Origin of the sequence: Desulfosporosinus acididurans, assembly GCF_001029285.1 — a bacterium.
Lineage (GTDB): Bacteria > Bacillota > Desulfitobacteriia > Desulfitobacteriales > Desulfitobacteriaceae > Desulfosporosinus > Desulfosporosinus acididurans.
Window position 1 is genome coordinate 190,954 of record NZ_LDZY01000010.1, and the last position, 12,193, is coordinate 203,146.

Consider the following 12,193-nt stretch of genomic DNA (forward strand, 5'->3'; position numbering starts at 1 on the left):
TAAGAGTGGATAGTTGGGATAAAGTTACCCACAGGCCCTGTGGATAATGTTGATAACTTTCCAGGAACGCAGTTAAGCTGGGTATTAGGCTGTGGATAAAAATGTGTGTTAAAAAACGTTAAGACTTTTCCTAAACATGTCCGTATAGATTGAAAAAATGTGAACAACTTCGAAATAATGCAAACTCAATAATACATTTATAGTTAAACTTTAATTCTAGAATTAATTAGCGCAATTGTCTAATTAATGTAGAAAATTATCGCATTATGCTATATACCACCAAACATCCCCTGAATTCAAGAACGCAATTTTTTGGCATAAGAGGTGTTCGAAAATTCTAACTATACACAATAAAAATTAAAATTTGGAAGAAGGAGTTTGCCGCTATTGATCGAATATTTCTAATAAACATGTGATTTCACCGAAAGGCAGTGCAAGAGATGAGTAAGGAGATATCGTTGCAAAAGGGTATAACACGCAAATCCTGTTTAGCTCAGCGCGCAAGTTTGGGGGAGAAAGAAAGAGATAACAAGAGTTATTTGATTCAGGAGAAGGTTATGGCCTTACCAGAATATAAACAAGCTCAGACTGTTATGTTGTTTCTTAACTTTCGCGATGAGGTAGAGACGACAGGTTTAGCCGAGGCTGCCCTGGCCATGAAAAAGCGACTTATCTTGCCTCGCTGTGCGCCTCAAGGGATACTTCTGCCAATTGAAGTATGCAATCTTAGAGAGGATGTTGAACCGGGACTTTGGGGAATTCGTGAACCTAAATTGAAACTTGGTGAAATAGAGCCTTCTGAGATTGATTTAATCCTTGTGCCCGGTGCAGGTTTTGATCTGCAGGGGAAACGTCTGGGATACGGAGGGGGCTATTATGATCGGTTTTTTATGCGGATCAGGCCGGCCGTACCTAGAATTGCCATAGGTTTTGAATGTCAAATCATTGATCAAATCCCTGTGGATGATCATGATGTTAAAATGACCATGTTGATAACTGAAAAGAATGTTTACCATTTTGAATCTAGGAAACAATAGGGGGTATTTATTTGTGCACTGCGTGTGAGGATCTCGTCGATCCTAAAGAGATCAAATTGGATGAAATCATTGCCAAGTATCAAAACGAAAAGGGGCCTTTGATTCCGATTTTACAAGAAGCCCAAGAGGTCTATGGATACTTGCCTGCTCACGTTCTTAAACACATTAGCAAAGCGACCCGCATACCGTTATCCAGAATCTATGGTGTGGTAACATTTTATGCCCAGTTCCGCTTAACTCCCGTAGGACGCAACTTGATTAATGTTTGTATGGGAACGGCCTGTCATGTTCGCGGGGGAGCCAAAGTATTAGAAACTTTGGAAAAGGAATTAAAAATTAAAGATGGCGCTACAACGGAAGATGGACGTTTTACGTTGGAAATTGTAGCCTGTATTGGAGCCTGTGGACTTGCCCCGGTAATATCCATCAATAATGAGGTTCATGGACGATTGCTGCCGGAGAAGATAGCCGGGATATTGGCCAAATACGAGTAGGGGGTTAAGGGATGGCTGAGAATCAAAAGATTCTAGTGTGTGCAGGGACAGGTTGTGCTTCTTCAGGAGCACTTCCGATCATTGATATTTTAAAAGAGGAAATAAAGCGTCAAGGACTGGAAGAGACCGTAACTATTGTAGGGACAGGATGCCAAGGATTCTGTGAAAAAGGACCAACTATTGTAATCGAACCTCAACATGTCCTTTATACTCGGGTTCAAGGAGAAGATATTGCAGAAATCGTTGCTTCGGATGTTATGAAAGGTGAAAGGGTTGAACGTTTATTATTATTAGATACAGAAACGCAAAAACCTGTAACTAAAATGTCCGACATCCGATTTTTCGCCAAGCAACATCGAATTGTCCTGAAAAACTGCGGGGTTATTGATCCCCAGCGTATTCAAGATTATACGGCTCGCGACGGTTATAAAGCCCTTGAAAAGGTGCTTAAAGAGATGAAACCGAACGAAGTCATTGAAGAAGTTAAAAAATCGGGATTGCGTGGACGAGGCGGTGCAGGATTCCCGACAGGTTTAAAATGGAGTTTCTGTCAACAAACGCCGAGTGACAAAAAATATATTATTTGTAATGCCGATGAAGGAGATCCGGGGGCCTTCATGGATCGCAGCGTTCTTGAAGGAGATCCGCATTCCGTTATTGAAGGAATGCTGATCGGAGCTTTTGCAATGGGTGTTGATGAAGGATATGTTTATTGCCGTGCGGAATACCCCTTAGCTATTAAACATCTCAGTATAGCCATTAAGCAGGCTGAAGAGGCAGGTTTTTTGGGGGACAATATTCTTAATTCCGGCTTCAATTTCCGCTTAAAAGTATTCGCCGGTGCAGGAGCCTTTGTCTGCGGTGAAGAGACTGCGCTGATGGCTTCCATCGAGGGCAAGCGAGGAATGCCGCGTGTTCGTCCGCCCTTTCCGGCTGTGAGTGGTTTATGGGGGAAACCGACAAATATTAATAACGTTGAAACCTGGTCAAATATTCCGCACATCATCCGTCATGGAGCAGAGTGGTATGCTCAATTTGGAACGGAAAAGAGTAAAGGGACGAAAATTTTCGCTTTGACCGGAAAAGTAAATAATACAGGTTTGGTTGAAGTTCCAATGGGAACAACCTTGCGGGAGATTATCTTTGATATTGGGGGCGGAATTCAGAACGGCAAAGCCTTCAAGGCTGTGCAGATTGGTGGACCCTCAGGCGGATGCTTGCCTGAGAACATGCTCGATCTATCCGTTGATTATGAAACCTTGACTAATGCCGGGGCGATGGTCGGTTCGGGCGGACTCGTGATTATGGATGAGACGACGTGTATGGTCGACATTGCCCGTTTCTTCGTAAACTTTTCCCAGAAAGAATCTTGTGGTAAATGTACCCCCTGCCGCGAAGGCAATAAGCGGATGTACGATATTCTGGATAAAATAACGAAAGGTGAAGGGAAAATTGAAGATCTCGACACCTTAGAGAATCTAGCCTTGACGATCAAAGAAACATCCCTCTGCGGCTTAGGCCAAAATGCCCCAAATCCTGTCTTGGCAACTCTCAAATATTTCAGACATGAGTTTGAGGCCCATATTTTAGAGCATAAATGCCCCGCGCATGTCTGTTCAGCGTTATTGAGCTATGCTATTGATGCCGATAAGTGTAAAAAATGCGGCCTTTGTGCTAAAAACTGTCCGGCTAACTGCATCAAAGGCGATAAAAATACTCCATATGTTATTAACCAAGATGAATGTATTAAGTGCGGTACTTGTCTGGATAAATGTAAGTTCGGAGCAGTCACCCGTTCGTAGGTTGAGTTTGCGTTGACAATATTGCTATGGTTATAGATATACTGAGAGGAGTGAAACACTTTGGAGTGGTTTACAATAACTATTGACGGCCGTGAAGTAAGCGTTCCCAAAGGAACGACTGTGCTGGAAGCCTGCCGCATGAACAATATCCCAATTCCTACGTTGTGTCATGATCCTGAACTTACCCCTTCTGGTGCCTGCCGTTTATGTGTGGTTCAAATTGAAGGAATGAGAAATCTTCCTCCCTCTTGTGTCACCCAAGTGGCGCAAGGCATGAAAATTGAGACGCAAAATCCGAAGGTTCGCGCCGCACGTAAAACCATTTTAGAATTATTAGTTGCCAATCATCCTTTAGATTGTATGACCTGTGAAAAAATGGGGAATTGTTCTTTAGCAGAATATGCTTATGAGTATGGAGTAAAAGGTGACGTTTTCGCAGGAGAGAAACGCGACCTTCCCGTGGATGATGCCAATCCTTTCATTATTAGAGATCCTAATAAATGTATCTTGTGCGGGAAATGTATCAAGGCTTGTACAGAAATCCAAGGGAAAAGCAGGTTAGACTTTTCCTTCCGCGGCTTTAACACTCAGGTAGGTCCCGCCTATAATATACCCCTCAACGAATCGGATTGTGATTTTTGCGGTTCTTGTGTTTCAGTATGCCCTGTGGGTGCACTGACAGAAAAACAAATGGCTGGGAAAGGACGTCCTTGGGAAGTCACTAAAGTTCAAACGACTTGTCCGTTTTGTGGTGTGGGATGTAACTTTGACCTGAATGTTAAAGATGGTAAGGTCATTGGTGTGACATCGAATCCGCAAGCTCCTGTAAATGGCAAGGCCCTTTGTGTAAAAGGTCGTTTTGGCATGGATATGATTTATAGTTCCAGACGCATAACGACCCCGCTTATTCGCAAGGATGGTGTTTTAGTTCCAGCGGAATGGGATGAGGCTTTAGATTTAGTGGCCTCGAAATTTCGTGAAATTAAGGATGCTTATGGGGCTAATGCTCTTGCATCTTTAAGTTCAGCACACTGTACTAATGAAGAAAATTATTTAATGCAAAAATTTATGCGCGCGGTGATCGGAACCAATAATGTTGATCACTGCGCCAGGACCTGACACGCTCCCACAGTGGCCGGTCTGGCCACCTCATTTGGCTCAGGTGCTATGACGAATTCTATCAACGAAATTCCAAATGCCGAGGTTATGTTTGTCATTGGTTCCAATACAACGGAGGCTCATCCGGTTATTGGGACGAAGATGAGGCAAGCGTTAGCTAAAGGCGCAAAACTAATTGTAATAGACCCACGCTGCATTGACTTGGCTGAACAGGCAGATGTTTGGTTAAGACTTCGTCCAGGGACGGATATTGCGCTGGTTAACGGGATTATGCACATTATTCTTGCCAAGGGATGGGAAGATCGTAAGTTCATTGCAGAACGTACGGAAGGTTTTGAAAAACTCAAAGAAACCGTTAAGAAATATACCCCCGAGTTCACCAGTCAGATTACCGGTGTACCGGCAGAACAACTTGAGGAAGCAGCAAGGATTTATGCAACCGCTGAACGGGCACAGATTTTCTATACCTTAGGGATTACTGAGCACTCCTGTGGAACAGATAATGTTTTGAGTCTGGCCAACCTTGCCATGCTTACCGGGCATATGGGTAAGGAATCAACAGGAGTTAATCCGCTGCGCGGGCAAAATAACGTTCAGGGTGCCTGCGACATGGGAGCTCTGCCTAATGTTTATTCCGGTTACCAACAGGTTAGCAACCCAGAGGTGAGAGAAAAGTTTGAAGCTGCTTGGGGAGTTCCCCTTGATCCGAATCCGGGCTTTATGATTCCTGATATGTTTGATGCTGCGGTGAATAAACAACTGCGTGCTTTGTATATCATGGGCGAAGATCCTGTAATGACGGATGCGGATGCCAATCATGTCCGCAAAGGCTTAAAAGCTCTGGACTTCCTCGTTGTGCAGGAAATTTTCCTCTCGGAAACAGCCCTGCTGGCTGATGTTGTCCTGCCAGGCGCTAGTTTTGCTGAAAAAACAGGAACCGTTACTAACACCGAGCGGCGGGTTCAGATGGTAAATCAGGCCATAAAACCCTTAGGGAATGCTAAGCCTGATGGCGAAATTATCTGCGAACTGGCAAATCGAATGGGTTATCCTTTCCCCTACGCATCGTCCGCAGAAGTTATGGAAGAGATTGCCCAGTTGACACCTCAATTTGCCGGAATATCCCATCAGCGTCTGGGAACTCAAGGCCTGCAATGGCCGGTCCCAACTGCGGATCATCCTGGGACTAAGTTCTTGCATGAAGGAAAGTTTAATAGAGGCAAAGGGCTTTTCGTTCCTTGTGAAAATCAGCTGCCTCATGAACAACCTGACGGAGAATATCCACTCCTCCTCAACACAGGACGGAAACTTTCCCATTACAATGTATTTACGCAAAGTTCAGAGGGGTTAATTAAGAACTCTCCGGAAGAATTGGCAGAGCTCAACCCTGCAGATGCTAAGCAAATGGGAATCGGCGATGGTGACGTTGTAAAAGTAGCCTCTCGCCGCGGAGAACTTAATACGAAGGTTAAGGTAACTGATCGGGTCCCTGCGGGCATGCTCTTTATGACTCTTCACTACGCCGGATCACCGACCAATGTTTTAACGAACGGAGCTTACGACAAAGTCACTAAGACCTATGAGTACAAGGTCTGTGGTGTAAAAGTTTCAAAACTCTAGTAAATACTAAAGGGGCTTTCGTATTTAGCGAAGGCTCCTTTTCAATTTATTATTAGTACAGGGAGACTTGAGAAATTGATACTTTATGACACTATAAAACAGCTTCCTAAGCTCGAGGCGACCGGAGTTTTGCTGGCCGGAGGAAAAAGTTCGCGCATGAAGAAGAATAAAGCTTTCTTGGAATTAGAAGGTAAGCCTCTTGTGGAACGTACTTTAGAAGTTTTGAATAAGACCTTTTCCGAGGTCCTAATTAGCAGTAATGAGCCGGAACTTTATAAGAACTATAATTTTTCAGTTATTCAAGATGAGTATCGTAATCAAGGACCATTAGCAGGACTTTATCAGGGCTTGAAAGCTGCAGGCTACCCCTCTGTTTTTTTTGTTGCTTGTGATATGCCTTTTCTGCAAGGAGAGCTCATTCGTTTTCTGTTTCGTTGGGCACCGGAATATGAGGTCGTAGTTCCCCGGTTTCGGTCAGTAATACATCCCCTCCATGCTTTTTATCATCGGAACAGCCTGCCGACAATTAAAAAAAATCTTGAGGCCGGTCGCCTCAAGATTACCGATTTATTTTCTGGATGTTCTGTGAAATATGTGGAGGAAAATGAACTGACGAATTTTTCGGGTTTAGATGATGTTTTTTGTAATGTGAATACTCCGGAGGAATGGTCAAATATCTTTAAACGATAACTCGTTCGGGACAGGTATATATATTCAAGCGCTGTTCCCGTGCAAAGCCAATGACAGTAATGTTTAAGGCAGTGGCTTGGGATAACGCCATATCAGTTGGGGCGCCACGAGCGATAAGAATGGGAACTTTCATTTTAGCAACTTTTAAAAGAATTTCAGAAGATACTCGGCCGCTAAAGAAAATAACATGGTTTTCAAGCTGTATTCCGGAGCGAAAGGCACTACCGTTTAATTTGTCAAAAACATTATGGCGGCCGATGTCGTAACTTGTTAAGACCACTTCGCCTTGATACCCTACCCCGCCGCTGTGGACTCCTCCGGTTGCTTGAAAAAGCGGAAGATGGTTCTGTAAAAAACCAGCGTATTTGTAGGCTTCTTCAAGAGAAATACTATAAGTTGAGGCGAGTGGCTTAACCATAAGCACATCGTTAGCGAAGCAAAATGAAGCTCGGCTTTTTCCACAGCAAGCTGATACAAATCGTTTGCTCATAAGTTCTTTTTGCAAAAGGCAAGGCTTACCTTCTACCCAAACTAAATGATCAGCGGGGTCCTGGCGGAGTTCATAGACATCATTAGGAGTTTGGATAAAGCCCTCATTGAGTAAAAAGCCTAAGGTGAGTTCTTCGGTCTGTGAAGGAGAACATAAAAGGGTGGCGATTTCTTCTCGGTTATAGTGAACGGTCAAGGGAATTTCTTGTACTACACAGTCTTCAACCTCTTCAAGCCGAAGGCCGTTGGCTTTTAAAATGGTATGAGTTACTATTTCCTTTGTCATGTATACCTCCTCGTACCCTGGTAACTTTAGTTTACATTATTTTAAGACAAATCTAAATATATTTTTTTCGCAAATCAAATACTGCAATATATGGAGGATTTTTTTTTCTTATATCGAAAAGAATAAGGTATACTTAATACAGTGCACTCGTTCAGCTAAAGTTGAACATTGGGACTTCGGTGGAGTCTTACTGCTGGATAATTATTCCGGTTCAACATTATGCAACTGTTAGCTTGTGCGTTTTTTATGTATGAAGATTCAAAAAAATTATGAACGCTCCGAAGCTGGCTTCCCTAAGGCAAATGCTATGGTAACCAGACAAGTGTCCTGAGACACTCGGGTATTGCAGGAAACTGTAATATCTCCCATTGGAAAGGAGTCTGTTGACAGGAGGAAATAATCCCCCGGTTGTTTACAGACCGTGGTTTTTTTTATTTGCACTAAAAAGAGGGGGATTTTATGCTGGATCAATTTCAAAGACAAATTGATTATCTAAGGATTTCCATAACTGATCGTTGTAATCTCCGCTGTAAGTATTGCATGCCAAGTCAAGGTGTACCGTGGATGCCCCATGAGGACATCTTGAGCTTTGAAGAAATTCTTCGCTTGATGAGGCTTAGTACGCAGCTGGGATTTCATCGTTTTCGCATTACCGGGGGAGAACCGCTTGTCCGCAGAGGGATTATTGATTTTCTTCGTAAAGCGGCACAAATTCCCGGGATTGATGACTTGATGCTTACCACCAATGGGATATTACTTTCTGAAGCAGCCTTCGATTTAAAAGCAGCAGGTGTAAGGCGTGTAAATATTAGTTTGGATACAATGAATCCTGAGCGGTTTGCTGAGATTACACGCGGCGGAGATGTTTCGAAGGTGATTCAAGGGATTTTTCGCTCCCTTGAAGCCGGGCTGAAGCCGGTCAAAGTTAATGTTGTTGTTGTTCGGGATTTTAATACTCAAGAGTTGCCGACTTTTTTAACATTAGCCAAACAGTATCCTATTCATATTCGTTTCATAGAACTCATGCCGATTGGCTCAAGTTCTGAAAGACGGAGTGATTTTGTTCCTATTCAAGAGATGAAAGAATTGTTAGGACTTAAGCAATATGTTCCTTCAAAGGAGATTCTAGGCGGAGGGCCGGCAGAATATTTTCAGCTCCGTGACTATAAAGGAAACGTAGGCTTTATTAGCGCTTTGAGCCGTCATTTTTGCAGTACTTGTAATCGCATCCGTTTAACACCTGACGGTAAACTCAGGCCGTGTTTGCATAATAAGTTGGAAATTGATTTAAGAGAAGCATTACGAAATGGCAGTACAGATCAGAAATTGTTAGATATCTTTGCCCAAGCAGTATGGTGTAAGCCTGCGGAGCATCATATGAATGAGGAAGCTCTGCAAGGTCAGCGTATTATGTCTCAAATCGGAGGTTAGAGAATGGAAGATTTAACCCATTTTGATGAACAAGGTCGTGCCCGAATGGTCGATGTCAGCGATAAAAGTGAAACCTTCCGCGTTGCTGTAGCTCATGGAAATGTCCAGATGAAGCAAGAGACTTTAGCTCGAATTCGCAGCGGGGGAATTGCTAAAGGGGATGTCTTGGCGGTTGCTCAGGTTGCAGGGATTATGGCTGCCAAAAAGACGTCTCTGCTGATTCCAATGTGTCATCCATTGGGAATCACAGGTGCCAAACTGAGTTTCAATTTGAAAGACCCGGGGGAAGTTGAGATTGAAGCGGTTGTAAAAGTTCAAGGAAAAACAGGAGTTGAAATGGAGGCACTGACAGCAGTGAGTATTGCCGCCTTAACCATCTATGATATGTGTAAAGCTATTGATAAATCCATGACGATTGGAGAAATATATTTAGTAGAAAAACAGGGCGGCAAAAGCGGTCATTATGTGCGCTGATCAAAGGTAAGAATAAGAGATACAGTGAACTCGTTCAGCCAAAACTTGAACATTGGGGCTTCAGATACAATAATGTCCAGTGAACATTATTGCCGAGCCGTCTTTCCCAATAGGCCCCCAACGTATAGAAGTGGGGGTCTTAAAAACTGGATAATAAGCTAAACAATAAATATCATATTGTTCAATTTCTATTTATACGGGACGAGTAAAGGGAAATTAAGGGAAAGAATGGTGATGAAGGTGGGTAAAATCGTTGCTGTCTGTGTTAGTGAACGAAAAGGAATGCGTAAAAAAAATATTGGTGAGGGAATCTTAAAGGTCGGTTTTGGACTAGAAGGCGATGCTCATGGCGGAAATTGGCACCGAATGGTCAGTTTGTTAGGTATGGAAAGTATCAAGACCATGCAGGACAAAGGGCTGGACGTGGGCCCAGGAGATTTTGCCGAGAACTTAACGACGGAAGGGTTGGAATTATATTCGCTTCCCATCGGCACAAAGTTAAAAATAGGTGCAACAAGTATTGGAGAAGTGACCCAAATCGGCAAAGAATGTCACTCAAAATGCGCAATCTACCACCAAGCAGGAGATTGTGTCATGCCCAAGGAAGGAATATTTATTCGCTTACTGGAAGGCGGAGTAGTTCGTGTCGGGGATACTATTGAGGTGATAGAATAGTGGTAAGAGTTGGAATTATTACAGCAAGTGATAAAGGCTCACGCGGAGAACGAGAAGATCATTCAGGTCCAGCCTTAAAAGAGCTGATTCGTGAAATGGGCTGGGAGGTTGTCGAATATGCAGTGCTTCCTGATGATCAATTGCTCCTTGAAAAAACCTTGTGTTTATGGTCCGATGAAATTAACTTGGATTTGATATTGACGACCGGCGGTACTGGGTTTTCGCCCCGAGATGTCACACCAGAAGCAACACTGGCTGTCGCAGATCGGTTAGTACCGGGCATAGCGGAAGTGATGCGTCAAGAAAGTTTAAAAGTGACTCCAAAAGCAATGCTAAGCAGAGCGGTGGCTGTAATCAGAAAGCGAACTCTTATTATCAATATGCCTGGAAGTCCTAAGGCTGTTCGCGAATGTTTTACAGCGATTTCTTCGGCTTTACCACATGGTATTCAAATTCTTAAGGGAGAAGCAAGCGAATGCGCCACTCCCGATAAATAAGATAACTTAGTGAACTCGTGGGAGTCTTACGATTGGATAAATAATGCCTTATAGTTAAGGGCTTGCACACTTTTGTGAAAGCTCTTTATCTTTATCTTTATCTTTATCCCTTTGCTTGTCACTCTTGTCCAGGGGTTAGCGTATGATATTACAGAGGTGGCTTGAAAGGTGATGATAACAATGACAAAAGCCATTGCGTTTGTTGATTACGAAAATATCTGGACAAGTTTACTTGAACGAGGTTATGAATTGACACCGGAACAGTTAGTTCAATATTTACAAACTTACGCTCAAAAAAACACCTTGGATTTACAAGCTATTTATTTGTACGCTAATTTTGATCGTGAGGAATTTTGGCGTACGCAAACAACCTTTGAGAAGACAAACGTCTTCACAAGACATGTATTTAGTAAGAATAATTATGCCAGTACCGGCTTGCGTCGTAATGCTGCTGATTTGGAACTGATGCTGGAAGCCCAAGAAATTTTGCTCACACGAACAGCGACCTTCGACTTGTTTTTATTAATTACAGGTGACGGAGATTTCCTTTCCCTTTTACGCAAAATCAGAGCTTGGGGTAAAGACGTACAAGTTATTGGGGTAGGCGGCAGTGTCCATCATTCTTTGCAGCCATATTGCGAAGAGGACGACCTTTTAGAATGGGTGTTTCATGAGAACCCGGAAGCAGAGTATCAACCGCAAACGGATTTAGAGCGGGGGGTTCAAATTATTGGCTCGCTTCAAATCCGATTACCTTATGTGGCTTCAACAAAGGCAAGAGCAGCCTTAGCTGAACTTTTAGGGCGCTCTATTCCTCAAGTCAAAGAGTTGATTCGGTATTTGTTGAAGGAAAATATGCTTTCTGAGAAGGAGCATCTGGACAGTAATTTGAAAATAGGTAAAACTAAGATCTACCTTCTTAACCAAAAACACAAGAAAGTTAGGGAAGCCCTCGGGCCAATGCTTGATGAAGTAAGCCAACGCCAATTAAAACTAATTTCGGAGGAGTAGATGAATAAAATGGTAATAATATGGAAACTATAGTTTCTAGTGATTTAAAGGCCTTTGAGTAAGTTCTAAGCTATATAATCAAACGGCCTATATAGTAAAATGAAGAAAATGTGATATAATTTAGGTACAAGAGTATATTTGGCTAATTGGGGGGGTTGCTTTCCGCTGTCCCCTTGCATATTATTATAGTGATATTGTTAGCACTCAATAAAGCCGAGTGCTAACAAATTATAAAATAACAAATAACATTAAGGAGGGTCTTTTCTTCATGAACATTAAACCTCTCGCAGATCGGGTAGTCATTAAAGCGCTCCCGATGGAAGAAAAAACAAAGAGCGGAATCATTATGCCAGATACGGCTAAAGAGAAACCGCAAGAAGGCGAAGTTGTGGCTGTAGGACCTGGCAAAATGGAAAAAGGGACTCGCATTGCACTTGATGTTAAACCAGGTGATAGAGTCATTTATTCTAAGTATGCAGGTACTGAAGTTAAGTATGATGGTGAAGACTACCTAATTTTAAAAGAAGCAGATATCCTAGCTGTTCTCGGTTAATTAATTAACATTTAC

At 42.8% G+C, this 12,193-nt stretch carries 12 protein-coding genes and 1 riboswitch; of the genes, 11 read left to right on the forward strand and 1 reads right to left on the reverse strand.

From position 1 onward, the window contains the following. Positions 1-440 precede the first annotated feature (440 nt). The 5 genes from DEAC_RS15125 to mobA all read left to right on the forward strand — a co-directional run bounded on the left by DEAC_RS15125 (position 441) and on the right by mobA (position 6,762). Positions 441-1,037 (forward strand): 5-formyltetrahydrofolate cyclo-ligase, encoded by a 597-nt coding sequence (locus DEAC_RS15125; protein WP_047810903.1) that lies wholly within the window; start codon positions 441-443, stop codon positions 1,035-1,037. Between the two features lie 11 nt (positions 1,038-1,048). Beyond that, entirely contained in the window at positions 1,049-1,531 is a 483-nt protein-coding gene (nuoE, locus tag DEAC_RS15130) for an NADH-quinone oxidoreductase subunit NuoE (protein WP_047810904.1), read from the forward strand. Positions 1,532-1,542: 11 nt separating this feature from the next. Next, a complete protein-coding gene (nuoF, locus tag DEAC_RS15135; RefSeq protein WP_047810905.1) occupies positions 1,543-3,333 on the forward strand; it encodes an NADH-quinone oxidoreductase subunit NuoF in 1,791 nt (596 codons plus the stop codon). A gap of 60 nt (positions 3,334-3,393) precedes the next feature. Continuing rightward, entirely contained in the window at positions 3,394-6,072 is a 2,679-nt protein-coding gene (fdhF, locus tag DEAC_RS22825) for a formate dehydrogenase subunit alpha (protein WP_083996188.1), read from the forward strand. Positions 6,073-6,147: 75 nt separating this feature from the next. Beyond that, the gene (mobA, locus tag DEAC_RS15150) at positions 6,148-6,762 is read left to right on the forward strand and encodes a molybdenum cofactor guanylyltransferase (RefSeq protein WP_242847171.1); all 615 of its coding nucleotides are present in this window, start codon (positions 6,148-6,150) and stop codon (positions 6,760-6,762) included. Here the strand turns inward: mobA and fdhD are convergent. Next, positions 6,752-7,537, reverse strand: coding sequence for a formate dehydrogenase accessory sulfurtransferase FdhD (fdhD, locus tag DEAC_RS15155; RefSeq protein ID WP_047810908.1), 786 nt, complete (start codon positions 7,535-7,537; stop codon positions 6,752-6,754). The two genes, mobA and fdhD, sit on opposite strands and share 11 nt — an antisense overlap. A 264-nt stretch (positions 7,538-7,801) precedes the next feature. Then, positions 7,802-7,932, forward strand: a riboswitch (molybdenum cofactor riboswitch). Positions 7,933-7,996: 64 nt separating this feature from the next. Here fdhD and moaA point away from each other — a divergent pair. The 6 genes from moaA (at position 7,997) to groES (ending at position 12,178) form a co-directional block, all read left to right on the forward strand. After that, positions 7,997-8,968 carry a GTP 3',8-cyclase MoaA gene (gene moaA, locus DEAC_RS15160; protein WP_047810909.1) on the forward strand — a complete coding sequence of 324 codons (972 nt, stop codon included), beginning with the start codon at positions 7,997-7,999 and terminating at the stop codon, positions 8,966-8,968. A 3-nt stretch (positions 8,969-8,971) separates the two neighbouring features. Next, entirely contained in the window at positions 8,972-9,442 is a 471-nt protein-coding gene (moaC, locus tag DEAC_RS15165; RefSeq protein ID WP_047810910.1) for a cyclic pyranopterin monophosphate synthase MoaC, read from the forward strand. A gap of 240 nt (positions 9,443-9,682) precedes the next feature. Continuing rightward, on the forward strand, positions 9,683-10,117 hold the full coding sequence (locus tag DEAC_RS15170) for an MOSC domain-containing protein (RefSeq protein ID WP_047810947.1): 435 nt from the start codon (positions 9,683-9,685) through the stop codon (positions 10,115-10,117). Continuing rightward, positions 10,117-10,614: a molybdopterin adenylyltransferase gene (gene mog / locus DEAC_RS15175; protein WP_047810911.1), complete on the forward strand. Its 498-nt coding sequence runs from the start codon at positions 10,117-10,119 to the stop codon at positions 10,612-10,614. Before DEAC_RS15170 ends, mog begins: the two co-directional genes overlap by 1 nt. Positions 10,615-10,794: 180 nt before the next feature. Further along, positions 10,795-11,625 (forward strand): NYN domain-containing protein, encoded by an 831-nt coding sequence (locus DEAC_RS15180; protein ID WP_047810948.1) that lies wholly within the window; start codon positions 10,795-10,797, stop codon positions 11,623-11,625. 268 nt (positions 11,626-11,893) lie between these two features. After that, positions 11,894-12,178, forward strand: a complete 285-nt coding sequence (gene groES, locus DEAC_RS15185) for a co-chaperone GroES (RefSeq protein WP_047810912.1) — start codon at positions 11,894-11,896, stop codon at positions 12,176-12,178. The last annotated feature ends 15 nt before the right edge of the window (positions 12,179-12,193 follow it).